Annotated in this window: 36 protein-coding genes; 1 reads left to right on the top strand and 35 read right to left on the bottom strand. The window is 68.5% G+C overall.

All coding sequences use genetic code 11. The features are described from left to right. Positions 1 to 188: 188 nt before the first annotated feature. Positions 189 to 2,045, bottom strand: coding sequence for a glutamine--fructose-6-phosphate transaminase (isomerizing) (glmS, locus tag PUR61_RS42740; protein ID WP_329885369.1), 1,857 nt, complete (start codon positions 2,043 to 2,045; stop codon positions 189 to 191). A 99-nt stretch (positions 2,046 to 2,144) separates the two neighbouring features. Here glmS and coaA point away from each other — a divergent pair, with 99 nt between their 5' ends. After that, positions 2,145 to 3,140: a type I pantothenate kinase gene (gene coaA, locus PUR61_RS42745; protein WP_329885370.1), complete on the top strand. Its 996-nt coding sequence runs from the start codon at positions 2,145 to 2,147 to the stop codon at positions 3,138 to 3,140. 78 nt (positions 3,141 to 3,218) lie between these two features. On the opposite strand, the gene glmM is transcribed toward coaA, so the two are convergent. The 34 genes from glmM to rplD all read right to left on the bottom strand — a co-directional run bounded on the left by glmM (position 3,219) and on the right by rplD (position 24,892). Then, entirely contained in the window at positions 3,219 to 4,583 is a 1,365-nt protein-coding gene (gene glmM, locus PUR61_RS42750) for a phosphoglucosamine mutase (RefSeq protein WP_329885734.1), read from the bottom strand. A 168-nt stretch (positions 4,584 to 4,751) separates the two neighbouring features. Then, complete coding sequence (gene rpsI / locus PUR61_RS42755) at positions 4,752 to 5,255, bottom strand: 30S ribosomal protein S9 (protein ID WP_329885371.1); 504 nt, start codon at positions 5,253 to 5,255, stop codon at positions 4,752 to 4,754. Positions 5,256 to 5,301: 46 nt separating this feature from the next. After that, a complete protein-coding gene (gene rplM, locus PUR61_RS42760) occupies positions 5,302 to 5,745 on the bottom strand; it encodes a 50S ribosomal protein L13 (RefSeq protein WP_014136251.1) in 444 nt (147 codons plus the stop codon). Positions 5,746 to 6,126: 381 nt separating this feature from the next. Further along, positions 6,127 to 7,800, bottom strand: a complete 1,674-nt coding sequence (locus PUR61_RS42765) for an ABC-F family ATP-binding cassette domain-containing protein (protein ID WP_329885372.1) — start codon at positions 7,798 to 7,800, stop codon at positions 6,127 to 6,129. Between the two features lie 41 nt (positions 7,801 to 7,841). Next, on the bottom strand, positions 7,842 to 8,753 hold the full coding sequence (gene truA / locus PUR61_RS42770) for a tRNA pseudouridine(38-40) synthase TruA (RefSeq protein ID WP_329885373.1): 912 nt from the start codon (positions 8,751 to 8,753) through the stop codon (positions 7,842 to 7,844). A gap of 87 nt (positions 8,754 to 8,840) precedes the next feature. After that, positions 8,841 to 9,332, bottom strand: a complete 492-nt coding sequence (gene rplQ / locus PUR61_RS42775) for a 50S ribosomal protein L17 (protein WP_329885374.1) — start codon at positions 9,330 to 9,332, stop codon at positions 8,841 to 8,843. Positions 9,333 to 9,463: 131 nt separating this feature from the next. Then, a complete protein-coding gene (locus tag PUR61_RS42780) occupies positions 9,464 to 10,486 on the bottom strand; it encodes a DNA-directed RNA polymerase subunit alpha (protein ID WP_030232516.1) in 1,023 nt (340 codons plus the stop codon). Between the two features lie 142 nt (positions 10,487 to 10,628). After that, positions 10,629 to 11,036: a 30S ribosomal protein S11 gene (gene rpsK, locus PUR61_RS42785; protein WP_030232513.1), complete on the bottom strand. Its 408-nt coding sequence runs from the start codon at positions 11,034 to 11,036 to the stop codon at positions 10,629 to 10,631. A 72-nt stretch (positions 11,037 to 11,108) separates the two neighbouring features. Beyond that, the gene (gene rpsM / locus PUR61_RS42790; RefSeq protein WP_063348977.1) at positions 11,109 to 11,489 is read right to left on the bottom strand and encodes a 30S ribosomal protein S13; all 381 of its coding nucleotides are present in this window, start codon (positions 11,487 to 11,489) and stop codon (positions 11,109 to 11,111) included. A 179-nt stretch (positions 11,490 to 11,668) separates the two neighbouring features. Then, complete coding sequence (gene rpmJ, locus PUR61_RS42795) at positions 11,669 to 11,782, bottom strand: 50S ribosomal protein L36 (protein ID WP_003956441.1); 114 nt, start codon at positions 11,780 to 11,782, stop codon at positions 11,669 to 11,671. Between the two features lie 32 nt (positions 11,783 to 11,814). Then, entirely contained in the window at positions 11,815 to 12,036 is a 222-nt protein-coding gene (infA, locus tag PUR61_RS42800; RefSeq protein WP_003956442.1) for a translation initiation factor IF-1, read from the bottom strand. 168 nt (positions 12,037 to 12,204) lie between these two features. Then, complete coding sequence (mscL, locus tag PUR61_RS42805; protein WP_329885375.1) at positions 12,205 to 12,630, bottom strand: large conductance mechanosensitive channel protein MscL; 426 nt, start codon at positions 12,628 to 12,630, stop codon at positions 12,205 to 12,207. A gap of 199 nt (positions 12,631 to 12,829) precedes the next feature. After that, positions 12,830 to 13,669: a type I methionyl aminopeptidase gene (gene map / locus PUR61_RS42810; protein ID WP_329885376.1), complete on the bottom strand. Its 840-nt coding sequence runs from the start codon at positions 13,667 to 13,669 to the stop codon at positions 12,830 to 12,832. A gap of 130 nt (positions 13,670 to 13,799) precedes the next feature. After that, positions 13,800 to 14,453: an adenylate kinase gene (locus tag PUR61_RS42815; protein ID WP_329885377.1), complete on the bottom strand. Its 654-nt coding sequence runs from the start codon at positions 14,451 to 14,453 to the stop codon at positions 13,800 to 13,802. Further along, positions 14,453 to 15,763 (bottom strand): preprotein translocase subunit SecY, encoded by a 1,311-nt coding sequence (secY, locus tag PUR61_RS42820; protein WP_327677856.1) that lies wholly within the window; start codon positions 15,761 to 15,763, stop codon positions 14,453 to 14,455. The genes PUR61_RS42815 and secY overlap by 1 nt, the downstream gene beginning before the upstream one ends. Before the next feature lie 327 nt (positions 15,764 to 16,090). Next, a complete protein-coding gene (rplO, locus tag PUR61_RS42825) occupies positions 16,091 to 16,543 on the bottom strand; it encodes a 50S ribosomal protein L15 (RefSeq protein ID WP_329885378.1) in 453 nt (150 codons plus the stop codon). A gap of 1 nt (position 16,544) precedes the next feature. Beyond that, positions 16,545 to 16,727: a 50S ribosomal protein L30 gene (gene rpmD / locus PUR61_RS42830; protein ID WP_030300409.1), complete on the bottom strand. Its 183-nt coding sequence runs from the start codon at positions 16,725 to 16,727 to the stop codon at positions 16,545 to 16,547. Continuing rightward, on the bottom strand, positions 16,727 to 17,350 hold the full coding sequence (gene rpsE, locus PUR61_RS42835) for a 30S ribosomal protein S5 (protein WP_030055834.1): 624 nt from the start codon (positions 17,348 to 17,350) through the stop codon (positions 16,727 to 16,729). Before rpsE ends, rpmD begins: the two co-directional genes overlap by 1 nt. 48 nt (positions 17,351 to 17,398) lie before the next feature. Next, a complete protein-coding gene (gene rplR / locus PUR61_RS42840) occupies positions 17,399 to 17,782 on the bottom strand; it encodes a 50S ribosomal protein L18 (protein ID WP_329885379.1) in 384 nt (127 codons plus the stop codon). Positions 17,783 to 17,785: 3 nt separating this feature from the next. Next, positions 17,786 to 18,325 (bottom strand): 50S ribosomal protein L6, encoded by a 540-nt coding sequence (gene rplF / locus PUR61_RS42845; protein ID WP_329885380.1) that lies wholly within the window; start codon positions 18,323 to 18,325, stop codon positions 17,786 to 17,788. A 22-nt stretch (positions 18,326 to 18,347) separates the two neighbouring features. Beyond that, on the bottom strand, positions 18,348 to 18,755 hold the full coding sequence (rpsH, locus tag PUR61_RS42850; protein ID WP_030055831.1) for a 30S ribosomal protein S8: 408 nt from the start codon (positions 18,753 to 18,755) through the stop codon (positions 18,348 to 18,350). A 270-nt stretch (positions 18,756 to 19,025) separates the two neighbouring features. Then, complete coding sequence (locus PUR61_RS42855; protein WP_030393303.1) at positions 19,026 to 19,211, bottom strand: type Z 30S ribosomal protein S14; 186 nt, start codon at positions 19,209 to 19,211, stop codon at positions 19,026 to 19,028. Between the two features lie 4 nt (positions 19,212 to 19,215). Further along, a complete protein-coding gene (gene rplE, locus PUR61_RS42860; protein WP_030300393.1) occupies positions 19,216 to 19,785 on the bottom strand; it encodes a 50S ribosomal protein L5 in 570 nt (189 codons plus the stop codon). Continuing rightward, on the bottom strand, positions 19,785 to 20,096 hold the full coding sequence (gene rplX / locus PUR61_RS42865; RefSeq protein ID WP_030055828.1) for a 50S ribosomal protein L24: 312 nt from the start codon (positions 20,094 to 20,096) through the stop codon (positions 19,785 to 19,787). Before rplX ends, rplE begins: the two co-directional genes overlap by 1 nt. 15 nt (positions 20,097 to 20,111) lie before the next feature. Further along, on the bottom strand, positions 20,112 to 20,483 hold the full coding sequence (gene rplN, locus PUR61_RS42870) for a 50S ribosomal protein L14 (RefSeq protein WP_030393301.1): 372 nt from the start codon (positions 20,481 to 20,483) through the stop codon (positions 20,112 to 20,114). A 102-nt stretch (positions 20,484 to 20,585) separates the two neighbouring features. Beyond that, the gene (gene rpsQ / locus PUR61_RS42875) at positions 20,586 to 20,858 is read right to left on the bottom strand and encodes a 30S ribosomal protein S17 (RefSeq protein WP_030055826.1); all 273 of its coding nucleotides are present in this window, start codon (positions 20,856 to 20,858) and stop codon (positions 20,586 to 20,588) included. Further along, positions 20,858 to 21,082, bottom strand: a complete 225-nt coding sequence (gene rpmC / locus PUR61_RS42880) for a 50S ribosomal protein L29 (protein ID WP_063348970.1) — start codon at positions 21,080 to 21,082, stop codon at positions 20,858 to 20,860. The genes rpsQ and rpmC overlap by 1 nt, the downstream gene beginning before the upstream one ends. Then, positions 21,082 to 21,501 (bottom strand): 50S ribosomal protein L16, encoded by a 420-nt coding sequence (rplP, locus tag PUR61_RS42885; RefSeq protein ID WP_030055824.1) that lies wholly within the window; start codon positions 21,499 to 21,501, stop codon positions 21,082 to 21,084. The genes rpmC and rplP overlap by 1 nt, the downstream gene beginning before the upstream one ends. A gap of 5 nt (positions 21,502 to 21,506) precedes the next feature. Continuing rightward, complete coding sequence (rpsC, locus tag PUR61_RS42890; RefSeq protein ID WP_329885381.1) at positions 21,507 to 22,331, bottom strand: 30S ribosomal protein S3; 825 nt, start codon at positions 22,329 to 22,331, stop codon at positions 21,507 to 21,509. Beyond that, complete coding sequence (gene rplV / locus PUR61_RS42895; RefSeq protein ID WP_045304593.1) at positions 22,331 to 22,678, bottom strand: 50S ribosomal protein L22; 348 nt, start codon at positions 22,676 to 22,678, stop codon at positions 22,331 to 22,333. Before rplV ends, rpsC begins: the two co-directional genes overlap by 1 nt. A gap of 50 nt (positions 22,679 to 22,728) precedes the next feature. Beyond that, the gene (gene rpsS, locus PUR61_RS42900; protein WP_030055821.1) at positions 22,729 to 23,010 is read right to left on the bottom strand and encodes a 30S ribosomal protein S19; all 282 of its coding nucleotides are present in this window, start codon (positions 23,008 to 23,010) and stop codon (positions 22,729 to 22,731) included. A gap of 11 nt (positions 23,011 to 23,021) precedes the next feature. After that, positions 23,022 to 23,858 carry a 50S ribosomal protein L2 gene (gene rplB, locus PUR61_RS42905; protein ID WP_329885382.1) on the bottom strand — a complete coding sequence of 279 codons (837 nt, stop codon included), beginning with the start codon at positions 23,856 to 23,858 and terminating at the stop codon, positions 23,022 to 23,024. Between the two features lie 36 nt (positions 23,859 to 23,894). After that, positions 23,895 to 24,215 carry a 50S ribosomal protein L23 gene (gene rplW / locus PUR61_RS42910; RefSeq protein ID WP_030393296.1) on the bottom strand — a complete coding sequence of 107 codons (321 nt, stop codon included), beginning with the start codon at positions 24,213 to 24,215 and terminating at the stop codon, positions 23,895 to 23,897. Beyond that, entirely contained in the window at positions 24,215 to 24,892 is a 678-nt protein-coding gene (gene rplD / locus PUR61_RS42915) for a 50S ribosomal protein L4 (protein ID WP_329885383.1), read from the bottom strand. Before rplD ends, rplW begins: the two co-directional genes overlap by 1 nt. Positions 24,893 to 24,895 lie beyond the last annotated feature (3 nt).

A 24,895-nucleotide genomic window follows, 5' to 3' on the forward strand; every position in this document is an offset into this window, starting at 1 on the left:
GCTACGCGACCGGCCTCCCCCGCAGGGCCCGAGGCCGTGCGGCACGCTTCGGCACGACACCCGCTCCGGTCCCCCACCGGCCGACCCCGCGCCGCCGGAGCGGCCCGGCGGGCCCGGACAGCAGGGCGCCCCCGCGGTGGAACGCAGCCACCGCGGGGGCACCGGACGGGAAGGGCCGGACGACCCGGCTACTCGACCGTCACCGACTTCGCCAGGTTGCGGGGCTGGTCGACCTCGTGGCCCTTGGCCGTGGCCAGCTCGCAGGCGAAGACCTGCAGCGGCACCGTGGAGACCAGCGGCTGCAGCAGGGTCGGCGTGACCGGGATGCGGATCAGGTGGTCCGCGTACGGGACGACCGCCTCGTCGCCCTCCTCGGCGATGACGATCGTGCGGGCGCCCCGGGCCCGGATCTCCTGGATGTTGGAGACGATCTTGTCGTGCAGGATCGACCGCCCGCGCGGCGACGGCACGACCACCACGACCGGCAGGCCCTCCTCGATCAGCGCGATCGGCCCGTGCTTCAGCTCGCCGGCCGCGAAGCCCTCGGCGTGCATGTAGGCGAGCTCCTTGAGCTTGAGCGCGCCCTCCAGGGCCACCGGGAAGCCGACGTGCCGGCCGAGGAACAGGACCGAGCGCGCGTCGGCCAGCGAGCGGGCCAGCTCGCGCACCGGCTCCATGGTCTGCAGGACCTGCTCGACCTGGCGCGGGGCGTCGCCGAGCTCCTTGATGACGGCGAGGATCTCGTCGCCCCACTTGGTGCCGCGCACCTGGCCGAGGTACAGCGCGACCAGGTAGCAGGCGACCAGCTGGGTCAGGAACGCCTTGGTGGAGGCGACGGCGACCTCGGGCCCGGCGTGGGTGTACAGCACCGCGTCCGACTCGCGCGGGATGGTGGAGCCGTTGGTGTTGCAGATCGCCAGCACCTTGGCGCCCTGCTCGCGCGCGTGCCGCAGCGCCATCAGGGTGTCCATGGTCTCGCCGGACTGCGAGATCGCGATGACCAGCGTGCCCGGGCCCATGATCGGGTCGCGGTAGCGGAACTCGGACGCGACCTCCACCTCGCAGGGGATCCGGGTCCAGTGCTCGATCGCGTACTTGGCGATCATGCCCGCGTGGAAGGCGGTGCCGCAGGCGACGATGACGACCTTGTCGACCGACCGCAGGTCGGCGTCGGAGATCCGCAGCTCGTCGAGGGTGAGCCGGCCGTCGGTGCCGATCCGGCCGAGGAGGGTGTCGGCGACGGCCTTCGGCTGCTCGGCGATCTCCTTGAGCATGAAGTAGTCGTAGCCGCCCTTCTCGGCGGCCGAGGCGTCCCAGTCGACGTGGTACTCGCGCACGTCGGCCGGGGTGCCGTCGAAGTTGGTGACCGTCACCGCGTCGCGGCGCAGCTCCACGACCTGGTCCTGGCCCAGCTCGATCGCCTCGCGGGTGTGCGCGATGAACGCCGCGACGTCGGAGGCGAGGAAGTTCTCGCCCTCGCCGCGCCCGACCACCAGCGGCGAGTTGCGGCGGGCGCCGACCACGACGTCCGGCGCGTCCGCGTGCACGGCGACGAGGGTGAAGGCGCCGTCGAGACGGCGGCAGACCGCCCTCATCGCCTCGGCCAGGTCACCGTCGTACAGCTCGCCGAGCAGGTGGGCGACGACCTCGGTGTCGGTCTCCGAGCGCAGCGTGTGGCCGCGCTCGGTCAGCTCGGCCCGGAGCTGGGCGAAGTTCTCGATGATGCCGTTGTGGACCACGGCCACCCGGACGGCGTCGTCCAGGTGGGGGTGGGCGTTGGCGTCGGTCGGGCCGCCGTGGGTGGCCCAACGGGTGTGACCGATGCCGGTGGTTCCGCCGGGAAGAGGGGTCTCGGCGAGTGACTTCTCCAGGTTGGCGAGCTTTCCGGCCCGCTTGTCGGTGGCAAGGCTCCACTGCCCGTCGGAGCCCTGCACCTGCACCGCGACACCGGCGGAGTCGTAACCCCGGTACTCCAGTCGCTGCAGGCCTGCGATTACTACGTCAAGGGCGGGCTGGGAGCCCACGTATCCAACAATTCCGCACATGCGTGCCAGCATAAGGGCGCTCCGAACGCCCCATTCGCGCGGTTCGCCCCCGGCGCGTGACCGACACCACAACCCCCCTGAACGGCGCTACGGCTCACAATGGAGCATGTGCTGACCGAACTCTGTACGCGGGGCGTTGCCACGCCCGGCCCGTCGCCGTCCCCCTACGTGGACCTCAGCCGGGCCGAGTGGAGCGCACTGCGCGAGCGTACGCCGCTGCCACTGACCGCACAGGAGGTGGAACGGCTGCGCGGTCTCGGCACCGCGCTCGACCTCGACGAGGTCCGCGACGTCTACCTGCCGCTGTCCCGGCTGCTGAACCTCTACATCCACGCCACGCACGACCTACGCGACGCGCTGGGCACCTTCCTCGACACCGGGGACACCGAGCGCACCCGCACGCCGTTCATCATCGGCGTGGCCGGCTCGGTCGCGGTCGGCAAGTCCACGACGGCCCGGCTGCTCCAGGCGCTGCTGGCCCGCTGGCCGGAGCACCCCCGGGTGGAGCTGGTCACCACGGACGGGTTCCTGCTGCCGAACGCGGAGCTGCGCCGGCGCGGGCTGATGGCCCGCAAGGGGTTCCCCGAGTCGTACGACCGCCGGGCGCTGATGCGGTTCGTCGCGGACGTGAAGGCCGGCAAGGAGAGGGTCTCCGCCCCGGTCTACTCGCACCTCGTGTACGACATCGTGCCCGGGGAGCGGCTCACCGTGGAGCGCCCGGACATCCTGATCGTCGAGGGGCTGAACGTGCTGCAGCCGGCGCTGCCGGGCACCGACGGCCGGACCAGGCTCGCGGTGGCCGACTACTTCGACTTCTCGATCTACGTCGACGCCCGCACCGACGACATCGAGAGCTGGTACCTGGACCGGTTCCGCAAGCTGCGGCAGACCGCCTTCCAGGACCCGAACTCCTACTTCCGCCGGTTCACCGAGGTGCCGGAGGAGGAGGCCATGGAGTACGGCCGCCAGGTGTGGCGCACCATCAACAAGCCGAACCTGCTGGAGAACGTGCTGCCCACCCGCGGCCGGGCGACGCTGGTCCTGCAGAAGGGCGCGGACCACAAGGTCCGCCGGGCACGGCTGCGCAAGCTCTGAACGCGCCACGAGCCGCGAACGCCCGAGGGCCCCGCACCTGCGGGGCCCTCGGGCGTTCGAGCGTTCGGCGGGGGGGGGTCAGCCCAGGTACGTCCGGACCGCCTCGGCCAGGCGCTCCGCGACGGCCTTGGACTGCACCTCGTCGGCGGCCTCGACCATCACCCGGACCAGCGGCTCGGTGCCGGACGACCGCAGCAGCACCCGGCCGGTGGAGCCCAGCTCCGCCTCGGCCTCGGCGACGGCGGCGGCCAGCTCCTCGCTGGTCTTCACCCGGCTCTTGTCGACGCCCTTGACGTTGATCAGGACCTGCGGCAGCCGGGTCATCACGGCGGCCAGGTCGGCCAGCGGCTGCTTGGTGGCGGCCAGCCGGGCGCCGAGCATCAGGCCGGTCAGCGTGCCGTCGCCGGTGGTCGCGTGGTCGAGGAGGATGACGTGGCCGGACTGCTCGCCGCCCAGCGCGAAGCCGTGCGCCTTCATCGCCTCCAGCACGTAGCGGTCGCCGACGGCGGTCTCGACCAGGTCGATGCCCTCGCGCTCCATCGCCAGCTTGAAGCCCAGGTTGGACATCACGGTGGCCACGACGGTGTTGCTCCGCAGCGTGCCGGCCTCCTTCATGGCGACGGCGAGGATCGCGATGATCTGGTCGCCGTCGACCTCGTCGCCGTCCGCGTCGGCGGCCAGGCAGCGGTCGGCGTCACCGTCGAGGGCGATCCCGAGGTCCGCCCGGTGCTCGCGCATGGCGGTGCGCAGCCGGTCCAGGTGGGTGGAGCCGACACCCTCGTTGATGTTGAGGCCGGTGGGCTCGGCCCCCAGGGTGTGGACGACCTCGGCGCCGGCCCGGGCGAAGGCCTCGGGGGCGACGTACGCGGCCGCGCCGTGGGCGCCGTCGATGACGACCCGGATGCCGTCCAGGCGGTTGGGCAGCACGCCGATCAGGTGGGCGACGTACTTGTCGAAGCCCTCGGTGTACTCGCGGACCCGGCCGACGTCGGCCCCGGTCGGGCGCTTCCACTCGTCGCTGCCGACGGAGTACGTCCGGTAGTGCGCCTCGATGGCGTCCTCGATCCGGTCGTCCAGCTTGTGGCCGCCGCGGGCGAGGAACTTGATGCCGTTGTCCGGCATGGCGTTGTGGCTGGCGGAGAGCATCACGCCGAAGTCGGCGCCGAGCGCGCCGGTGAGGTACGCCACCGCCGGGGTGGGCAGCACGCCGACCCGCAGCACGTCGACGCCCGCGCTGGCCAGGCCGGCGATGACCGCGGCCTCCAGGAACTCGCCCGAGGCGCGCGGATCGCGGCCGACCACCGCGACCGGCCGGTGGCCGTCGAAGGCCCCCGCCTCACCGAGCACGTGCGCCGCCGCGACCGACAGCCCGAGCGCGAGCTCGGCCGTCAGGGTCTCGTTGGCCACGCCGCGTACGCCGTCCGTACCGAAGAGTCGTCCCACTGTCCCGTCCTCCATCGCCGCAATGCTTTGCAGAGAATCCGATCGAATCCCAGGCCTCCGCACAATGGCCGGGGAGCACGACGCCCCGGAGTACGCGAAGTACTCCGGGGCGTGAGAGCGCATCCGGGGGCGTGCACCACCAGGGCGGTACGCACCCCCGGGGCGCGACTAGCGCTTGCTGTACTGCGGCGCCTTGCGGGCCTTCTTGAGACCGGCCTTCTTGCGCTCGACGGCACGCGCGTCACGCATCAGGAAGCCGGCCTTCTTCAGGGCGGCGCGGTTGTTGTCCACGTCGGCCTCGTTCAGGGCGCGGGCGACGCCGAGGCGCAGCGCGTAGGCCTGACCGGAGGTGCCGCCACCCGAGATGCGGGCGACGACGTCGTAACGGCCGTCGAGCTCAAGGAGCTTGAACGGCTCGTTCACGGTCTGCTGGTGCACCTTGTTGGGGAAGTAGTTCTCCAGGGTGCGCCCGTTGATCTTCCACTGGCCGGTGCCGGGGACGATGCGCACGCGGGCGATCGCCTCCTTGCGACGGCCGAGGCCGGCGCCGGGGACGGCCTCGCCGAAGCGGCCGGCCAGGGACTCGGAGGTGTAGTTCTCCTCGGAGGTGTACTCGCCCTCGACGACAGTCTCGTCGAAGTCGACCTCAAGGGTTTCGGTGGTCTCGGCCACGGGGTTCCTCAGCTCTTTTCAGTGTTGGGGGGCTTGGTGGCCGGAGTTACTGCGCGACCTGGGTGATCTCGAACGGCACCGGCTGCTGGGCAGCGTGCGGGTGCTGGTCGCCCGAGTAGACCTTCAGCTTCGAGAGCATCTGGCGGCCCAGGCTGTTCTTGGGGACCATGCCCTTGATGGCCTTCTCGACGGCCTTCTCCGGGTTGTTCGCCAGGAGGTCGTCGTAGCGGACCGAGCGGAGACCGCCCGGGAAGCCGCTGTGGCGGTACGCCAGCTTCTGGGTCTTCTTGTTACCCGACAGGTGCACCTTGTCCGCGTTGATGATGATGACGAAGTCACCGGTGTCAACGTGCGGCGCGTAGATCGCCTTGTGCTTACCCCGGAGGAGGTTGGCGGCCTGGGAGGCCAGGCGGCCGAGCACGACGTCGGTCGCGTCGATGACGTGCCACTGACGCTGGACGTCGCCGGGCTTGGGGCTGTACGTACGCACGGTCGTAGCCTCTGCTTTTCAGTGAGTGAGTCCTGACAGGAGCACCCGGTCGAGGGCATCAGCCTGGCCGCCTTGGACGCAATTCAAGGGGGGCCGCTGGGTGGTCGACCTGATATCTCCGGCGTACCGACCTCTCACGTGAGATAGAGCGAGCCAATACGCACATCAAGCGCCCAGGCTACCGGGACTACCGGGGAGGGTCAAAATTCGCCCGGCGGAACTCGCCCCGGGACTGTCCTGAACCGCTCCCGAACGGACCCTGAACCGGTCCCCGACCGGTCACGAACGGCACCCGAACGACCGGAACCGCGCAGGCTCCGGACACCACCCGGCCCGGCGCGGTGCGGCCCGGACCGCCCCGCACCTCGCCGGAACGCCAGGTCAGCGATCCCGCTCGACCCGGGTGACGTCCCAGACCGGCTCCGTCGACTCGTAGACGCGGCCGTCCGCGCCGAACACCACGAAACGGTCCAGGGCCTTCGCGAACCAGCGGTCGTGCGTGACGCACAGCACGGTGCCGTCGAAGGCCTCCAGCCCGGCCTGCAGCGCCTCCGCGCTCTCCAGGTCCAGGTTGTCGGTCGGCTCGTCGAGCAGCAGCGCGGTGACCCCGGAGAGCTCCAGCTTGAGGATCATCAGCCGGGCCTGCTGCCCGCCGGAGAGCGACTCGAACTTCTGCTCCTCCTGCCGGTCCAGCTCGTACCGGCGCAGGGCACCCATCGCGGCGCCGCGGCTGAGCGCGTGCTCCTCCTCGACGATCGAGCGGACGGTACGGCCGAGCAGCTCCGGATGGGCGTGGGTCTGCCGGAAGTGGCCGGGCACCACCCGGGCGCCGAGCTTCCAGCCACCGGTGTGCGCGACCGTGGTGTCCCCCGCGAGGAGGCGCAGGAAGTGCGACTTGCCGGAGCCGTTGGAACCGAGGACGCCGATCCGTTCGCCGTAGAAGACCTCCAGGTCGAAGGGCTTCATCAGGCCGGTGAGCTCCAGCTGCTCCATGGTGAAGGCGCGCACGCCCGTCCGGCCGCCCTTGAGCCGCATGGTGATGCTCTGCTCGCGCGGGGGCTCCTCCGGACGGCCGGCCTCCTCGAACTTCTTCAGCCGGGTCTGCGCCGCCGCGTAGCGGGTGGCCAGCGCGTGGCTGACGGAGGCGGCCTGACGCAGCGTGACGACGAGCTTCTTGAGCTTGGCGTGCTCCTCGTCCCAGCGCCGGCCGAGCTCCTCGAAGCGGGCGAAGCGGTCCTTGCGGGCCTCGTGGAAGGAGTCGAAGCCGCCGCCGTGGACCCAGACACTGCTGCCGGCCGCGCCGGACTCGACACTGATGATCTTCTCGGCGGTCCGGGAGAGGAGCTCGCGGTCGTGCGAGATGTAGAGCACGGTCTTCGGCGTGGCCCTGATCGCCTCCTCCAGCCAGCGCTTGCCGGGGACGTCCAGGTAGTTGTCCGGCTCGTCCAGCAGCAGCACCTCCTCGGGGCCGCGCAGCAGCGCCTCCAGGACGAGGCGCTTCTGCTCACCGCCGGAGAGCGTGTTGAGGCCGCGCCACTGGGCCTTGTCGAAGGGCATGCCGAGGGCCGCCGTCGTGCAGACGTCCCAGTCGGTCTCGTAGTCGTAGCCGCCGACGTCGGCCCAGTCGGAGAGCGCCTGGGCGTACGCCATCTGCGTCTTCTCGTCGTCCTGGGCGATCATCGCCAGCTCGGCGGCGTCGACCGCGCGGGCCGCGACGGCGATCCGCTCGGGGGCGACGGAGACCAGCAGGTCACGGACGGAGGCGTCGGCGGCCAGCGGGGCCGGGCCCTGCCGGTCCTCGTCCTCCTGCTTGCCCTCGCGGCCGGTGGTGCCGACGAACTGGCGCATCACGCCGAGGCCGCCGCTGATCGTCACCGAGCCGCCGTGCGGCTGGAGGTCGCCCGCGATCATGCGCAGGAGGGTGGTCTTGCCGGCGCCGTTGGCGCCCACCAGGGCGACCGCGGTGCCCTCGCCGACCCGGAAGGACGCGTCGTCGAAAAGCACCCGCCCGTCCGGCAGGTAGTACTCAAGGTGCGAAATCTCGACGTGTCCCATGCGGACGATTCTCCCAAGCCGCCGCCCAGGACCAAAACGGATTAGCCGACCACCGGCTGTCCGGGCAGGGTCCGCATCCGGCGGGCCGCCCGGTTCCGCTCGGCGAGCAGCTCGTCCGCCGGGTAGCCGACCTCCTCCAGCGTCAGCCCGTGGGGCCGGATGACGTTGACCGCCGAGTTGCGGACGCCGCCGGCCAGCACCTCGCCGGGGAACTCCACCGGCCGGTGCCCGTCGCCGACCAGCAGCATCGCACCGACCAGCGCCCGCACCATGTTGTGGCAGAAGGCGTCGGCCCGGACGGTGGCGACCGCCAGCGAGCCCTCCTGTGCGGCGTAGGTGTCCACCGGCACGCGGTCCCAGCGCAGCTCCAGCAGGGTGCGGATGGTCGTGGCGCCCTCGCGCTTCTTGCAGTACGCGGCGAAGTCGTGCTCGCCGAGGAGCAGTTCGGCGGCGGCGTTCATCTTCTCGACGTCCAGCGGCCGGTCGTGCCAGAGCACGTGCCCGCGCAGCAGCGGGTCGACCCCGCCGGGGTGGTCGGCGACCCGGTAGGCGTACCGGCGCCAGATCGCCGAGAAACGGGCGTCGAAGCCCGCGGGGGCCTCGCTCACCCGGTAGATCCGGACGTCACCGGGGAGTCGCCCGGCCAGCCGCCGGAGCAGCTTCCCGCCGTGCTGGGCCCAGAGTTCGTCCGGCAGGTCGACGTGCGCGACCTGGCCCCGGGCGTGCACACCGGCGTCGGTGCGGCCGGCCACCGTCAGGGGGTGGAGCTCCGGGCTCCGGGTGACGATCTGCAGCGCGGTCTCGATCTCCTCCTGGACGGTGCGGCGACCGCCGCGCTGGCGGGCCCATCCGGAGAACTCGGCGCCCTGGTAGGCGAGGTCGAACCGGATCCGGACGTACCCGTCGGCCGGGCCGTCCTTGACCGGCGGCCGCTCGGCGCAATCGTTGACCACTGCTTCTCTCCCAGAGGGGTCCAGACAGAAGGAACGGGCCCGCTCCCCCACGGATGGGAGAACGGGCCCGCACTACACCGGAAGGTGTCAGGCCTGCTCGGTGGCCTCGGCCTCGTCGGCCTTCGCCTCGTCGGCCTTGGTGGCCTCGACCTTGGCGTCGGCCTCCTTGACGGCACGCTTGGTGGCGCCCTCGGCCTCGCCGACGGCGGTCTGCGCGACGGTCAGCGCCTCGACCAGCTCGATCACGGCCATCGGCGCGTTGTCGCCGCGGCGACCGCCGATCTTGGTGATGCGGGTGTAGCCACCCGGGCGGTTCTCGTAGCGCGGCGCGATCTCGGTGAAGAGGGTGTGCAGCACCGAGATGTCGGTGATGGTCTTGCGCACCAGGCGACGGTTGTGGATGTCGCCCTTCTTCGCCTTGGTGATGAGCTTCTCCGCCAGCGGGCGCATCCGACGGGCCTTGGCCTCGGTCGTGGTGATGCGGCCGTACTGGAAGAGCTCCCGGCACAGACCGGCGAGCAGCAGCGGCTCGTGGTGCGGGCCGCCGCCGAGGCGGGCACCCTTGGTGGGACGCGGCATGGAATTACTCCTCGAATCTCCGACTGCGGCCGTACCAGGTACCGCAGCGGGCGTACGGGCACGGTGCCCGTACGGCTTTTCACTGACCCGCCGAAACGGCCGCCGGAGCGGCCGTTCCCACGGTCAAACTCTTAGTACTGCTCGGTCTCCGCGTAACCCGCGTCGTCCAGGTCGTCGGCGCCGAAGGCGTCGGCGGCGGCGGTCGGGTCGAACCCGGGCGGGCTGTCCTTGAGGGCCAGGCCCATGCCGGCCAGCTTCGCCTTGACCTCGTCGATCGACTTCGCACCGAAGTTGCGGATGTCGAGCAGGTCGGCCTCGGAGCGGGCCACGAGCTCACCCACGGTGTGGATGCCCTCGCGCTTGAGGCAGTTGTAGGAGCGGACGGTGAGCTCCAGCTCCTCGATCGGCAGCGCCAGGTCGGCGGCCAGGGCGGCGTCCGTGGGGGACGGGCCCATGTCGATGCCCTCGGCGTCGATGTTCAGCTCGCGGGCGAGACCGAACAGCTCCACCAGGGTCTTGCCGGCCGAGGCCATGGCGTCGCGCGGACGCATGGCGGGCTTGGTCTCGACGTCGACGATGAGCTTGTCGAAGTCGGTCCGCTGCTCGACACGGGTGGCCTCGACCTTGTAGGTGACCTTCAGCACGGGGCTGTAGATCGAGTCGACCGGGATGCGGCCGATCTCCTGGCCGGAGGCCTTGTTCTGCACGGCGGAGACGTAGCCGCGACCGCGCTCGACGGTCAGCTCCATCTCCAGCTTGCCCTTGCCGTTCAGCGTGGCGAGGACCAGCTCGGGGTTGTGCACCTCGACACCGGCCGGCGGGGCGATGTCGGCGGCGGTGACCACACCCGGGCCCTGCTTGCGCAGGTACATCACGACCGGCTCGTCGTGCTCCGAGGAGACGACCAGCTGCTTGATGTTGAGGATGAGGTCGGTGACGTCCTCCTTGACGCCCGGCACGGTGGTGAACTCGTGCAGGACGCCGTCGACGCGGATGCTGGTGACAGCGGCACCCGGGATCGACGACAGGAGGGTGCGGCGGAGCGAGTTGCCGAGGGTGTAGCCGAAGCCCGGCTCCAGCGGCTCGATCACGAACCGCGAGCGGAATTCGTCGACGACCTCTTCGGTCAGCGAGGGACGCTGAGCGATCAGCATGTGTCAAATCCTCCAGTGATCTTCGGCACCCACTATTTGATGCCGAACAGAACCAGCGTACGGGGTCCCGCCGGCAGTGACACACCGCGTGGGACCCCGTACGAAGGCTTGAAGCAGAACCCGCGTGCCCGAAGGCGCTGCGTCAGACGCGGCGGCGCTTCGGCGGACGGCAGCCGTTGTGCGGGGTGGGGGTGACGTCCTGGATCGAACCGACCTCCAGGCCGGTGGCCTGGAGCGAGCGGATCGCGGTCTCGCGGCCGGAGCCCGGACCCTTCACGAAGACGTCGACCTTGCGCATGCCGTGCTCCTGCGCGCGACGGGCAGCGGCCTCAGCGGCCATCTGCGCGGCGAACGGGGTGGACTTGCGCGAGCCCTTGAAGCCGACGTGGCCGGCAGAGGCCCAGGAGATCACGTTGCCCGCGGGGTCGGTGATCGAGACGATCGTGTTGTTGAACGTGCTCTTGATGTGCGCGTGGCCGTGAGCCACGTTCTTCTTTTCCTTGCGGCGGATCTTCTTCGCGCCGGCAGCCTGACGACCCTTGGGGGGCATAAGTCTGTTCTCCTACTGAGGTGGTCGGTCCGCTGACCCGCGGGCCGGAGGGATGTCCGGTGACGGGACGGACTACTTCTTGCCCGGCTTCTTCTTACCGGCGATCGCGCGACGCGGGCCCTTGCGGGTACGCGCGTTGGTGTGGGTGCGCTGGCCGCGGACCGGCAGGCCGCGACGGTGACGCAGACCCTCGTAGCAGCCGATCTCGACCTTGCGGCGGATGTCGGCGGCCACCTCACGGCGGAGGTCACCCTCGACCGTGTAGTTGGCGTCGATGTACTGACCCAGCTTGACGAGGTCTTCCTCGCTGATGTCGCGCACGCGGACATCGGGGTTGACACCGGTCTCGACCAGGGTCTGCTGGGCGCGGGTACGGCCGATGCCGTACACGTAGGTAAGGGCGATCTCGATCCGCTTCTCACGGGGGAGATCAACGCCGGCGAGGCGTGCCATTCAAGGCTCCTGTGCTTCTTCAGAGGTCTCGCGTGCTACCTACTCCTACGCCTCTCGACGATGGAGCCCCGGCCTCTGACCGGGGGTGGCAGTCCGTCCACTGACGGACGGATCGGGTAGCCCGCTTATGACGTTTTTCGCGTCGCGCGAAGTACTACGAGAAATGCTGGGGGAACTGATCAGCCCTGGCGCTGCTTGTGGCGCAGGTTGTCGCAGATCACCATGACCCGGCCGTGGCGGCGGATCACCTTGCACTTGTCGCAGATCTTCTTGACGCTCGGCTTGACCTTCATGTTCAGGTTCTCCGGGTCTAGATCTGACGTTCTTACTTGTAGCGGTAGACGATCCGGCCACGCGTGAGGTCGTAGGGGCTGAGCTCCACCACGACCCGGTCGTCCGGCAGGATGCGGATGTAGTGCATGCGCATCTTGCCACTGATGTGCGCGAGGACCTTGTGACCGTTCTGCAGCTCGACCTTGAACATCGCGTTCGGAAGAGACTCGATCACGGTGCCCTCGATCTCAATGGCGCCTTGCTTTTTAGCCATGAACTGCGAGATCCACCTTCCGGGACCGGCTACCGTATGCGGCACGCTCGTGCGAACCTGGGTCCACCCCGACCCCCGAGGGGGAAGAGGGCGTGCTGAAGCACGCTACGAGTGAGCCGACGGTCCATCCTACGCCAGCGCGAGGGGTGGACCAAAACCGGGGCCCGGTCAGTGCGGGGCGACGACCCGCAGCGGCTCCACGTGGGCGGTGCAGGCCGAGCAGCGGCGGGCGGCCTCGGGTATCTCGGTCAGGCACTCCGGGCACGGGCGCTTCGGGGTCTTCGGCTTCTTCGGCAGGTAGCGGGCGGTCGCCTTGGTCACCGGCAGGACGACGCAGAAGTAGAGCACCGCGGCGGTCATCAGGAACGCGATCAGCACGTTCAGGAACTGGCCGTACGGGAAGATGACCCCCGCCACGTCGGCCTTGTACGAGCCGAAGTCGCCCGCCGCGCCGACCACGACACCCACCAGCGGGGTGAGGAAGGCCGACACGAAGCCGGTCACCACCCCGGTGAAGGCGGCGCCGATGACGACACCGACCGCCATGTCGACGACGTTGCCGCGCATCATGAATTCGCGGAATCCCTTGAGCACTGCTCTCTCCTGCTCGATCGAAGCCGTTTGCCGGTCGAAGCCGTCCGGGGACGCTCCGAGCCTCTGAAGCCACTGCCAGCCGATAAAAATAGGACAAAAGCCCTGGAGGTCCAAACCCCCAGGGCTCCGGTCCGTCGTCGGACCCGGCAGTCGGCCTCGCGGGCGGCGGCGAACGGCCGCCCCGACCGGGCTCCGACGACTAGGCGAGCGGGTCCGGAGCTGCGGTGATGCCGAGCTTGGCCAGCTCGGCCCGGCCGCCGTCGAAGGAGGTCAGCACCAGCGGCCCCTCCTCGGTCACGGCCACCGAGTGCTCCCAGTGCGAGGCCCAGGTACCGTCGTTGGTCACGACGGTCCAGTCGTCCTCCAGCACCGTCGTGTGCGGCGTGCCGAGCGACACCATGGGCTCGATGGCCAGCACGGTGCCGGGGATCAGCTTCGGGCCCTTCCCGCGGCCGCGCTCGACGTAGTTCAGGACGTGCGGCTCCATGTGCATCGCGGTGCCGATGCCGTGGCCGCCGTAGCCCTCGGTGATGCCCCACTTGCCCTTCGGCGGCAGCGGCTGGCGGCGGATGAAGCCCTCGATCGCCTTGGAGACGTCGACCAGGCGGTTGCCCTTCTTCATCTGGGCGATGCCGGCCCACATCGAGCCCTCGGTGACGCGGCTCAGCATCTCCACCTCGGGCCGGGCCTCGCCGACGGCCACCGAGATCGCCGCGTCGCCGTGCCAGCCGTCCAGGACGGCGCCGCAGTCGATCGAGATCAGGTCGCCCTCCTCCAGCACCCGGTCGCCCGGGATGCCGTGCACGACCTCGTTGTTCACCGAGGCGCAGATCACACCGGGGAACCAGAGTCCGCCGTGGTGGGCGCGGAAGTTGGAGGTCGCGCCGTGGTCCGTGATGACCTTGTCGGCGATGTCGTTGAGTTCCTGGGTGGTCACACCCGGGGCTACCGCCTCGCGGCACGCCTTGAGCGCCTCGGCGACGACCAGTCCGGCCGCTCGCATCTTCGCGATCTGCTCGGAGGTCTTGATCTCCACCATCTGGTCACGCCTTCCTTGGTCTCCCGCGCGGTCCTTGCCGGGCGGCCGTGCACTCGTTCCACCGTACGACGACCTACGGCCGCGCTGCCCCGGAAGGGCAACGCGGCCGTAGGTACGCCGCTCAAAAAACTCAGCTGTCCTGCTTCAGCGCCTCGATCGCGCGGGCGGTGACCTCGTCCACCTTGCCGAGGGCCGGGATCGTCGCGATCAGGCCCTGCTGGCGGTAGTAGTCGATGATCGGCTCGGTCTCCGTGTGGTAGACCTCCAGCCGCGTCCGCACCTTGTCCTCGGTGTCGTCCGAACGCTGGTACAGCTCGCCGCCGCACTCGTCGCAGACGCCCTCGGTCTTCGGCGCGTTGTAGTCCACGTGGAACACGTGGCCGCCGTCGTTGCGGCAGAGGCGACGGCCGGCGATCCGCCGGACCACCTCGTCCTCGGGGACCTCCAGGTCCAGCACGCCGTCGAGCGCGATGCCCTGCTCGGTGAGGAACTCGTCCAGCGCCTTGGCCTGGCCAAGGTTGCGCGGAAAGCCGTCCAGCAGGAAGCCGTTGACGGCGTCCTCCTGGAGCATCCGGTCCTTGGCCATCCCGATCGTGACCTCGTCCGGCACCAGCCGGCCCGCGTCCATGTAGCTCTTGGCCTCGACACCCAGCGGGGTGCCCTGGCCGATGTTGGCGCGGAAGAGGTCGCCGGTGGAGATGTGGGGAATGGACAGGGTCTTGGCGAGCAAGTGCGCCTGAGTACCCTTCCCGGCCCCGGGAGGCCCGACGAGGACGATACGCATCAGCGGAGGAACCCTTCGTAATTGCGCTGCTGGAGCTGGCTCTCGATCTGCTTCACAGTTTCGAGTCCGACGCCGACGACGATGAGGACGCTGGTGCCGCCGAACGGGAAGTTGGTCTGCTGTCCGAAGGCGACCAGGGCGATCATCGGGATCAACGCGATCAGGCCCAGGTAGAGCGAACCCGGCCACGTGATGCGGGTGAGCACGTAGTTCAGGTACTCGGCCGTCGGGCGGCCGGCCCGGATACCCGGGATGAACCCACCATACTTCTTCATGTTGTCGGCAACTTCTTCGGGGTTGAAGGAGATGGCGACGTAGAAGAAGGCGAAGAAGACGATCAGCAGGAAGTACGTGGCCATGTAGACCGGGTGGTCACCGCGGACGAAGTGCTGGTTGATCCACACCGCCCAGCCGGACTGGCTGTTGGTCAGCTGGACCACCAGGGCCGGGATGTACAGCAGGGACGAGGCGAAGATGACCGGGATGACACCGGCCTGGTTCACCTTCAGCGGGATGTAGGTCGACGTGCCGCCGAAGGCCCGGCGGCCGATCATCCGCTTCGCGTACTGCACCGGGATCCGCCGCTGCGCCTGCTCGACGAAGATGACGAGCATCACAACGATGACGCCGATCGCGATGACGGAGAGGAACTCGACCCAGCCACCGCCGATGGTGCCGGAACCCTTGATGGCCCACATCGAGGTCGGGAACTGCGCGGCGATCGAGGTGAAGATCAGCAGCGACATGCCGTTGCCGATACCGCGGTCGGTGATCAGCTCGCCCAGCCACATGATCACCGTGGTGCCGGCGGTCATGGTCAGGACCATCACGGCGATCCGGAAGACCCCGGTGTCCGGCACGATCTGGTTGGCGTAGACGCAGCCGGAGAAGAGCGCGCCGCTGGAGGCCGTCGCCACGATGCCGGTGCCCTGGAGCACCGCGAGCGCGATGGTCAGGTACCGGGTGTACTGCGTGATCTTCGCGGTACCGGCCTGGCCCTCCTTCTTCAGCGCCTCGAGTCGCGGGATCACGACCGTGAGGAGCTGGAGGATGATGCTCGCCGTGATGTACGGCATGATGCCGAGGGCGAAGATCGTCAGCTGGAGGAGCGCGCCACCGCTGAACAGGTTGACCAGTCCGAAGAGGCCGTTGTTCTTGGTCTCCTTGATACAGGCGTGAACCGCCTGGAAGTCCACCCCTGGAACAGGGATGTGCGAGCCCAGCCGGAACAGCACCATGATGCCCAGCGTGAACAGCAGCTTCTTGCGCAGGTCGGGCGTCTGGAACGCCCGCGCGAACGCACTGAGCACGGTGCCTCCTGCGCCTCCCGCGCGTCGTCGGCGGGAGGGTCGGTCCTGAATGGGAGTTTGGGCGGTACGGGCCCCCGTACAGACGGCACAGGCGAGCCTACGCGCAGCCTACAAGGGAACTCCACGGACTCTAACAGTGCGCGGCCACTCGAAAGAAGCGCGTACCGTCCCTCCCCCACTCATGGGGTACGGGATGCCCGGTTTTGCCACACAAAAGAACGAGGGCGGATCACCGGAATCCGGACCGCCGGGAAAGGGCGCGGCCGGAAACGGCGCAAGCCCCGCACCTCCCTGAGGGGAGGTGCGGGGCTCACGAAGTCAGCGGGCTCAGACGAGCTCGGTGACGGTACCGCCGGCGGCGGTGATCTTCTCGGTGGCCGAGCCGGAGACGGCGTCGACCGTCACCTGCAGGGCGACCGAGATCTCGCCGGTGCCGAGCACCTTGACGAGGGAGTTCTTGCGAACCGCGCCCTTGGCGACCAGGTCCTCGACAGTGACCTCGCCACCCTGCGGGTAGAGCTCGGCCAGCTTGTCGAGGTTGACAACCTGGAACGTGATCTTGAACGGGTTCTTGAAGCCCTTCAGCTTCGGCAGGCGCATGTGGAGGGGCATCTGGCCACCCTCGAAGCGCTGCGGAACCTGGTAGCGGGCCTTGGTGCCCTTGGTGCCACGACCGGCGGTCTTACCCTTGGAGCCCTCACCACGACCGACACGGGTCTTGGCGGTCTTGGCACCCGGGGCGGGACGCAGGTTGTGCACCTTGATCGGCGAGTCAGCCATCTCAGTCCACCTCCTCGACCGTGACGAGGTGACGCACGGTCTGGGCCATCCCGCGGATCTCGGGACGGTCCTCCTTGACGACCACATCGTGCATGCGCTTCAGACCCAGCGAGCGCAGCGTCTCGCGGTGGTTCTGCTTGCTGCCGATGTAGGACTTGGTCTGCGTGATCTTCAGGCGAGCCATCAGGCGCTCACCCCTGCAGCACGAGCCCGCAGCAGAGCCGCGGGAGCCACGTCCTCCAGCGGCAGGCCACGACGGGCGGCGATCTCCTCGGGGCGCACGAGGCCCTTCAGAGCGGCCACCGTGGCGTGCACGATGTTGATCGCGTTGTCGGAGCCGAGCGACTTCGACAGGATGTCGTGAATACCGGCGCACTCCAGCACGGCACGCACCGGGCCACCGGCGATAACACCGGTACCGGGGGCAGCCGGCTTCAGGAGCACGACGCCGGCAGCCTTCTCGCCCTGGATCGGGTGCGGGATGGTGCCCTGGATACGGGGGACCTTGAAGAAGTTCTTCTTGGCCTCCTCAACACCCTTGGCGATGGCGGCCGGAACCTCCTTCGCCTTCCCGTAACCGACACCTACGGTGCCGTCACCGTCGCCCACCACGACCAGCGCGGTGAAGCTGAAACGACGACCACCCTTGACAACCTTGGCGACACGGTTGATCGCGACCACACGCTCGACGTAAGCGGTCTTCTCGACGGCGGGGGCGTTGCCCCGGTCGTCACGCTTACGGTCACGCCGCTCGCCACCGCCGGTGCCGCCGCCGGCGCCGCTACCGCGGCGCTGGGGTCCAGCCATTGGAATTACCTCTCTCGATTACGTCCGTCGACTGAGCCGACGAGCGGCTTAGAAGTCGAGCCCGGCCTCGCGGGCCGCGTCCGCCAGGGCGGCGATGCGGCCGGCGTACCGGTTGCCCGCGCGGTCGAAGACGACCGACTCGATGCCGGCAGCCTTGGCGCGCTCGGCGACCAGGCTCCCGACCTTCTTGGCCAGCTCGGTCTTGTCGCCCTCGGCGCCCTTGATGGACACGTCGAGGGTGGACGCCGACGCCAGGGTGTGACCCTGCGCGTCGTCGATGACCTGGGCGACCATGTGACGGTTCGAGCGCGTCACGACGAGGCGCGGACGCACCTCGGTGCCGACGACGCGCTTGCGAACGCGGATCGCGCGGCGCTTGCGAGCGGCGCTCTTGTAGGCGTTGCCCTTGCCGATCTTGACAGAGACGCTCATCGCTTACTTACCACTCTTTCCGACCTTGCGGCGGATGACCTCGCCCGCGTACTTGACGCCCTTGGCCTTGTACGGGTCGGGCTTGCGCAGCTTGCGGATCTTTGCGGCGACCTCGCCGACCTTCTGCTTGTCGATGCCGTCCACGTGGAACTTGGTGGCCGACTCGACGACGAAGGTGATGCCCTCCGGGGCCTCGACCAGGATCGGGTGGCTGTAGCCCAGCTGGAACTCCATGTTGGAGCCCTTCGCCAGAACTCGGTAGCCGACACCGCTGATCTCCAGCGACTTGCGGTAGCCCGCGGTCACGCCGGTGATCATGTTCGCCACCAGCGTGCGGGAAAGGCCGTGCAGGGCCTTCGACAGACGCTCGTCGTTGGGGCGGGTGACGAGCAGGTTGCCGTCCTCGCCCTTGCCGATCTCGATCGGCGCGGCGACGTGGTGGGTGAGGGAGCCCTTCGGGCCCTTCACCGAGACCGCCTGGCCATCGATGGTGACGTCCACGCCGGCGGGAACCGGGATGGGCAGCCGTCCAATGCGCGACATTGCTGTACCTCCGTTTCCCGAATTACCAGACGTAGGCGAGAACTTCTCCGCCTACGCCCTTCTTGGCAGCCTGCTTGTCGGTGAGGAGACCCGAGGACGTGGAGATGATCGCCACGCCCAGGCCGCCGAGCACCTTCGGCAGGTTGGTGGACTTTGCGTAGACCCGCAGGCCCGGCTTGCTGATCCGCTTGATGCCAGCGATCGAGCGCTCACGGTTGGGGCCGAACTTGAGCTCGATGGTCAGCTTCTTGCCGACCTCGCCCTCGACGGGCTCCTCAACCTTGTAGGAGGAGATGTACCCCTCCTGCTGCAGGATCTCGGCGACGTGCGCCTTGATCTTGCTGGCCGGCATCGCCACGGAATCGTGGTACGCCGAGTTCGCGTTACGCAGACGCGTGAGCATGTCTGCGATGGGGTCGGTCATGGTCATGATGGCCTCAGGCCTCTCTCGCCGTGGTTTCTCCGCGCCAGGTCCCCCCGCCGCACTCCGAGGAGTGCGGCGGGGGCACAGACGCAGGGGACCTGCGGCGTCGTAAGACTGGGTGCGAGCCCTCCGAAGAGGGTCGACGGCAGCTATGGAGCTCCCGCGACAGGGGGCCCGACCTCACTACCTTACGGGATTCCGTACGCAGCCCCAAAAACGGGGCACTGTGGGATCGGGCACACCTGCTTCGCTATGGCGTTACCGCGAGGTCCTGGACTACCAGGAGCTCTTGGTCACGCCCGGCAGCTCGCCGCGGTGGGCCATCTCACGGAGGCACACACGGCAGAGGCCGAACTTGCGGTACACCGAGTGCGGACGACCGCAGCGCTGGCACCGGGTGTAGGCCCGGACGCCGAACTTCGGCTTCCGCTCGGCCTTCGCGATGAGGGACTTCTTCGCCATTGGCTCACGCCTCCTTGAACGGGAAGCCCAGAGCGCGCAGGAGCGCCCGGCCCTCGTCGTCGGTCTGAGCGGTGGTCACGACGGTGATGTCCATACCGCGCTGACGGTCGACCTTGTCCTGGTCGATCTCGTGGAACATGACCTGCTCGGTCAGACCGAAGGTGTAGTTGCCACGGCCGTCGAACTGCTTGGGGGAGAGACCGCGGAAGTCACGGATACGCGGCAGAGCCAGCGACACCAGACGGTCCAGGAACTCCCACATGCGGTCACCACGGAGGGTGACGTGGGTGCCGATCGGCTGGCCCTCGCGCAGCTTGAACTGCGCGATGGACTTGCGAGCCTTGGTCACGGCCGGCTTCTGACCGGTGATCGCGGTCAGGTCGCGGATCGCGCCCTCGATCAGCTTGCTGTCACGGGCGGCCTCGCCGACACCCATGTTGACGACGACCTTGACCAGGCCGGGCGTCAGCATGACGTTCTCGTACGAGAACTGCTCCTGCAGCTGACCCTTGATCTCGGAGTTGTAACGCTCCTTGAGACGGGGGGTCACCTTCTCAACAGACGTCTCAGACATCAGATGTCCTCACCGGTTCGCTTGGCAACGCGGATCTTGTTGCCCTCGTCATCGAAGCGGTAGCCAACGCGGGTGACGACCTTCTTGCCGTCCTTCTCCACGACCAGCTGGACGTTGGAGACGTGCACCGGGGCCTCGACGGTGACAATGCCACCCTGAGTACCCGGGCCCGGCTTGGTGTGCTTCTTGACCCGGTTCACACCCTCGACCAGGACCTTGTTCTCGGCGGGCATGGCCTGAATGACCTTGCCCTGCTTGCCGCGGTCCTTGCCGGTGATGACCTGGACCAGGTCACCCTTCTTGATCTTCATGCTGTTCGCCATGGGTTAGAGCACCTCCGGCGCAAGCGAGATGATCTTCATGAACTTCTTGTCGCGCAGCTCGCGGCCCACCGGGCCGAAGATGCGGGTACCGCGGGGGTCACCGTCGGTGTTCTTGAGAACGACAGCGGCGTTCTCGTCGAACCGGATGTACGAACCGTCGGGACGACGGCGCGACTTCACGGTACGGACGACGACGCACTTGACGACGTCACCCTTCTTCACCGAACCGCCGGGGATCGCGTCCTTGACGGTGGCGACGATGACGTCCCCGATACCGGCGTAGCGGCGACCGGAACCACCGAGAACGCGGATGCAAAGGATTTCCTTCGCGCCCGTGTTGTCGGCGACACGCAGTCGCGACTCCTGCTGGATCACAGCTTTCTCCTGATCGTCAACGAGAGCTGACGGGCCGGCCGCTGCTCACACCAGCGCCCGCGAGGGACCTGGTGCACATACGGCCGTACCGCATCAACTTCGTTACTTGGCCTTCTCGAGGATCTCGACGACGCGCCAGCGCTTCGTCGCGGACAGCGGGCGGGTCTCCGCGAGGAGGACTCGGTCGCCGATGCCGCAGGCGTTCGCCTCGTCGTGCGCCTTCAGCTTGTTCGTACGGCGGATGACCTTGCCGTACAGCGCGTGCTTGACGCGGTCCTCGACGGCGACGACGACGGTCTTGTCCATCTTGTCGCTGACGACGAGGCCCTCACGGGTCTTGCGGAAACCGCGCGTCTCGTTGGTGTTCTCAGTCATCAGGCGTTCTCCACCGTCTCGATGCCCAGCTCGCGCTCGCGCATCAGGGTGTAGATCCGCGCGATGTCCTTACGGACCAGCTTGAGCCGTCCGTGGTTGTCGAGCTGCCCGGTCGCCGCCTGGAAGCGGAGGTTGAACAGCTCCTCCTTGGCCTCACGGAGCTTGGCAACGAGACCCTCGTTGTCCAGCTCGCGGAGGTCAGCAGCCTTGGTGCCGGCCGACATCAGCTCTCACCTGCCTCGCGCCGGATGATCCGGCACTTCATCGGGAGCTTGTGAGCTGCGCGGGTCAGCGCCTCACGAGCCACCTTCTCGTTGGGGTACGACAGCTCGAACATGACCCGACCCGGGTGCACGTTCGCGATCCACCACTCGGGCGAACCCTTACCGGAACCCATGCGGGTCTCGGCCGGCTTCTTGGTGAGCGGACGGTCCGGGTAGATGTTGATCCAGACCTTGCCGCCACGCTTGATGTGACGGGTGACGGCGATACGAGCGGACTCGATCTGCCGGTTCGTCACGTAGGCCGGGGTGACGGCCTGGATGCCGTACTCGCCGAAGGCGAGCTCGGTGCCACCCTTGGCAGCGCCGCGGCGCTTGGGGTGGTGCTGCTTGCGGTGCTTGACCCGACGGGGGATCAGCATTGCGGTCAGGCCTCCGTTCCGGTGTTCTCGGCAGCCGGGGTCTCGGCGGCGACCGGGGCCTGAGCCTCGGCACCGGCGGGACGACGGCCACGGCCACCGCGCTCGCCACCACGGCGCTCGCCACCGCGGGCGGGACGACCACCCTCGGGACGGGCCGGACGGTTGCCCGAGCGGGCAGCGGCGTTCTCAGCGCGGACCTCGGCGATGTTCTTGACGTCGCCCTTGTAGATCCAGACCTTCACGCCGATACGGCCGAAGGTCGTCTTGGCCTCGAAGAAGCCGTAGTCGACGTTCGCGCGCAGGGTGTGCAGCGGCACACGGCCCTCGCGGTAGAACTCCGAACGGCTCATCTCGGCGCCGCCGAGACGACCGGAGCACTGGACCTTGATGCCCTTGGCGCCGGACTTCATGGTGCCCTGCATCGACTTGCGCATGGCACGGCGGAAGGACACGCGGGAGGACAGCTGCTCCGCGACGCCCTGAGCCACGAGCTGGGCGTCCAGCTCGGGGTTCTTGACCTCGAGGATGTTCAGCTGGACCTGCTTGCCGGTCAGCTTCTCGAGGTCGCCGCGGATGCGGTCGGCCTCGGTGCCACGGCGACCGATGACGATGCCGGGGCGCGCGGTGTGGATGTCGACGCGGACGCGGTCGCGGGTGCGCTCGATCTCGACCTTGGAGATGCCGGCGCGCTCCATGCCCTTCGTCATCATGCGACGAATGGCGACGTCTTCCTTGACGTAGTCCTTGTACAGCTTGTCGGCGTACCAGCGGGACTTGAAGTCCGTGCTGATGCCGAGGCGGAACCCGTGCGGGTTAACCTTCTGGCCCATTACCGGGTCCCTTCCTTGCTGCTGACGACCACGGTGATGTGGCTGGTCCGCTTGCGGATCCGGTAGGCACGGCCCTGGGCACGCGGACGGAACCGCTTCAGGGTCGGGCCCTCGTCAACGTACGCCTCGCTGATGACGAGGTCGTCCACGTTGGAGTGGTTGTAGTTGTGCGCGGCGTTGGCAATGGCGCTGTCGAGCACCTTGCCGACCGGCACGGTCGCGGCCTGCGGAGCGAAACGCAGGACCGCCTGGGCCTCCGTGGCGTTCAGGCCACGGATGAGGTCCACCACGCGGCGGGCCTTCATGGGCGTGACGCGGATGTACCGCGCCTGGGCCCTGGCTTCCATGGTTGTCCCCTTGCTGGTGTAAGTCATTGAGTCGGTAATCTCGCTGGCGACTAGCGACGCTTCGACTTGCGGTCGTCCTTGACGTGACCGCGGAAGGTACGCGTCGGCGCGAACTCGCCGAGCTTGTGGCCGACCATCGACTCGGTGACGAACACCGGGACGTGCTTACGGCCATCGTGCACCGCGATCGTGTGGCCGAGCATGGCCGGGAAGATCACGGAGCGACGGGACCAGGTCTTGATGACGTTCTGGGTACCCGCCTCGTTCTGCGCGTCCACCTTCTTGAGAAGGTGGCCGTCAATGAAGGGGCCCTTCTTGAGACTGCGCGGCATCTGACCTGCTCCTAGCGCTTCTTGTTGGTCTTGCGGCGGCGCACGATGAGAGCGTCCGACGCCTTCTTCGGGCGACGGGTACGACCCTCCTTCTGGCCCCACGGCGAGACCGGGTGGCGACCACCGGAGGTCTTACCCTCACCACCACCGTGCGGGTGGTCGATCGGGTTCATGGCCACACCACGCACGGTCGGGCGAACGCCCTTCCAGCGCATACGGCCGGCCTTGCCCCAGTTGATGTTCGACTGCTCGGCGTTGCCGACCTCGCCGACGGTCGCGCGGCAGCGCGCGTCGACCAGGCGGATCTCACCGGAGGGCATGCGCAGGTGCGCCATCTTGCCCTCACGCGCCAGCAGCTGAATGCCGGCACCGGCGGAGCGGGCCATCTTGGCACCGCCACCGGGACGCAGCTCCACCGCGTGGATGGTCGTACCGACCGGGATGTTGCGAAGCGGCAGGTTGTTGCCGGGCTTGATGTCGGCGCCGGCGCCGTTCTCGACCCGGTCACCCTGCGCGATGCCGCGCGGAGCGATGATGTAGCGCTTCTCGCCGTCCGCGTAGTGCAGGAGCGCGATGCGCGCGGTGCGGTTCGGGTCGTACTCGATGTGCGCGACCTTGGCCGGCACGCCGTCCTTGTCGTGACGACGGAAGTCGATCACACGGTAGGCGCGCTTGTGACCGCCACCCTGGTGGCGAACGGTGATCCGACCGGCGTTGTTACGGCCGCCCTTGCTGTGCAGGGGGCGAACCAGCGACTTTTCCGGCGTGGACCGCGTGATTTCGACGAAGTCGGCCACGCTGGAGCCACGGCGGCCCGGCGTAGTCGGCTTGTACTTGCGGATACCCATTTTCGTCCTCGTCTTGATCGACGATCACGGCCTCCGTCAGGAGGTCGGACCACCGAAGATGTCGATGCGGTTGCCCTCAGCCAGCGTCACGATGGCGCGCTTGGTGTCCTTGCGCTTGCCAAAACCCGTCTTGGAGCGCTTGCGCTTGCCCTGACGGTTGAGCGTGTTGACGGACTCGACCTTGACCGAGAAGACCGCCTCGACGGCCTGCTTGATCTGGGTCTTGTTGGCACCGGGCGACACGACGAACGTGTACTTGTTCTCGTCGAGGAGCGAGTAGCTCTTCTCGGAGATGACCGGCTTCACCAGGACATCACGGGGGTCCGTGAACGTCTTGCTCGTGATCTCTGCAGCCATCAGGCGGCGCTCCCTTCGAGCTCGCCCTCAGCAGCCACGGCCTTGGCGGACGCGGCGGGACCCGCCACGAAACGCTCGAAGGCGGCCTGGGTGAAGACCACGTCGTCGGAGACGAGCACGTCGTAGGTGTTCAGCTGGCCGGCGTCCAGGATGTGCACGTGCGGCAGGTTGCGGGCGCTCTTCAGACCCAGCTCGTCGGCACGCTCGACGACGAGGAGGATGTTCTTGCGCTCGGTGATCTTGCCGAACAGACCCTTGGCGGCCTTGGTCGACGGCGCCTCGGCCGCGATCACGTCGGTGACGACGTGGATGCGGTTGTGGCGGGCCCGGTCGGTGAGCGCACCGCGGAGGGCGGCGGCGATCATCTTCTTGGGCGTCCGCTGCGAGTAGTCACGCGGCACGGGACCGTGCACGACGCCACCGCCGGCGAACTGCGGGGCGCGGGTCGAGCCCTGACGGGCGCGGCCGGTGCCCTTCTGGCGGTACGGCTTCTTGCCGCCACCGCGGACCTCGCCACGAGTCTTGGTCTTGTGGGTGCCCTGACGGGCCGCAGCGAGCTGCGCCACGACGACCTGGTGCATCAGCGGAACGCTGACCCTCGCGTCGAAGATCTCGGCCGGAAGCTCCAGGCTGCCGGTCTTGTCGCCCGAGGGCGACAGGATGTCAATGGTGCTCATATC

The organism is Streptomyces sp. BE20 (assembly GCF_036322525.1).
Taxonomy (GTDB): domain Bacteria; phylum Actinomycetota; class Actinomycetes; order Streptomycetales; family Streptomycetaceae; genus Kitasatospora.

Bases quoted from the DNA above. Each gene is read 5' to 3' on its own strand.
- glmS (WP_329885369.1), bottom strand. From the start codon at position 2,045: ATGTGCGGAATTGTTGGATACGTGGGCTCCCAGCCCGCCCTTGACGTA.
- coaA (WP_329885370.1), top strand. From the start codon at position 2,145: ATGGAGCATGTGCTGACCGAACTCTGTACGCGGGGCGTTGCCACGCCC.
- PUR61_RS42765 (WP_329885372.1), bottom strand. From the start codon at position 7,800: ATGGGACACGTCGAGATTTCGCACCTTGAGTACTACCTGCCGGACGGG.
- rplQ (WP_329885374.1), bottom strand. From the start codon at position 9,332: ATGCCGCGTCCCACCAAGGGTGCCCGCCTCGGCGGCGGCCCGCACCAC.
- PUR61_RS42780 (WP_030232516.1), bottom strand. From the start codon at position 10,486: ATGCTGATCGCTCAGCGTCCCTCGCTGACCGAAGAGGTCGTCGACGAA.
- rpsK (WP_030232513.1), bottom strand. From the start codon at position 11,036: ATGCCCCCCAAGGGTCGTCAGGCTGCCGGCGCGAAGAAGATCCGCCGC.
- rpsM (WP_063348977.1), bottom strand. From the start codon at position 11,489: ATGGCACGCCTCGCCGGCGTTGATCTCCCCCGTGAGAAGCGGATCGAG.
- rpmJ (WP_003956441.1), bottom strand. From the start codon at position 11,782: ATGAAGGTCAAGCCGAGCGTCAAGAAGATCTGCGACAAGTGCAAGGTG.
- infA (WP_003956442.1), bottom strand. From the start codon at position 12,036: ATGGCTAAAAAGCAAGGCGCCATTGAGATCGAGGGCACCGTGATCGAG.
- map (WP_329885376.1), bottom strand. From the start codon at position 13,669: ATGGTGGAGATCAAGACCTCCGAGCAGATCGCGAAGATGCGAGCGGCC.
- PUR61_RS42815 (WP_329885377.1), bottom strand. From the start codon at position 14,453: ATGCGTATCGTCCTCGTCGGGCCTCCCGGGGCCGGGAAGGGTACTCAG.
- rplO (WP_329885378.1), bottom strand. From the start codon at position 16,543: ATGGCTGACTCGCCGATCAAGGTGCACAACCTGCGTCCCGCCCCGGGT.
- rpmD (WP_030300409.1), bottom strand. From the start codon at position 16,727: ATGGCTCGCCTGAAGATCACGCAGACCAAGTCCTACATCGGCAGCAAG.
- rpsE (WP_030055834.1), bottom strand. From the start codon at position 17,350: ATGGCTGGACCCCAGCGCCGCGGTAGCGGCGCCGGCGGCGGCACCGGC.
- rplR (WP_329885379.1), bottom strand. From the start codon at position 17,782: ATGAGCGTCTCTGTCAAGATCGGCAAGGGCAACGCCTACAAGAGCGCC.
- rplF (WP_329885380.1), bottom strand. From the start codon at position 18,325: ATGTCGCGCATTGGACGGCTGCCCATCCCGGTTCCCGCCGGCGTGGAC.
- rpsH (WP_030055831.1), bottom strand. From the start codon at position 18,755: ATGACCATGACCGACCCCATCGCAGACATGCTCACGCGTCTGCGTAAC.
- PUR61_RS42855 (WP_030393303.1), bottom strand. From the start codon at position 19,211: ATGGCGAAGAAGTCCCTCATCGCGAAGGCCGAGCGGAAGCCGAAGTTC.
- rplE (WP_030300393.1), bottom strand. From the start codon at position 19,785: ATGTCTGAGACGTCTGTTGAGAAGGTGACCCCCCGTCTCAAGGAGCGT.
- rplX (WP_030055828.1), bottom strand. From the start codon at position 20,096: ATGAAGATCAAGAAGGGTGACCTGGTCCAGGTCATCACCGGCAAGGAC.
- rpsQ (WP_030055826.1), bottom strand. From the start codon at position 20,858: ATGACTGAGAACACCAACGAGACGCGCGGTTTCCGCAAGACCCGTGAG.
- rpmC (WP_063348970.1), bottom strand. From the start codon at position 21,082: ATGTCGGCCGGCACCAAGGCTGCTGACCTCCGCGAGCTGGACAACGAG.
- rplP (WP_030055824.1), bottom strand. From the start codon at position 21,501: ATGCTGATCCCCCGTCGGGTCAAGCACCGCAAGCAGCACCACCCCAAG.
- rpsC (WP_329885381.1), bottom strand. From the start codon at position 22,331: ATGGGCCAGAAGGTTAACCCGCACGGGTTCCGCCTCGGCATCAGCACG.
- rplV (WP_045304593.1), bottom strand. From the start codon at position 22,678: ATGGAAGCCAGGGCCCAGGCGCGGTACATCCGCGTCACGCCCATGAAG.
- rpsS (WP_030055821.1), bottom strand. From the start codon at position 23,010: ATGCCGCGCAGTCTCAAGAAGGGCCCCTTCATTGACGGCCACCTTCTC.
- rplB (WP_329885382.1), bottom strand. From the start codon at position 23,858: ATGGGTATCCGCAAGTACAAGCCGACTACGCCGGGCCGCCGTGGCTCC.
- rplW (WP_030393296.1), bottom strand. From the start codon at position 24,215: ATGGCTGCAGAGATCACGAGCAAGACGTTCACGGACCCCCGTGATGTC.
- rplD (WP_329885383.1), bottom strand. From the start codon at position 24,892: ATGAGCACCATTGACATCCTGTCGCCCTCGGGCGACAAGACCGGCAGC.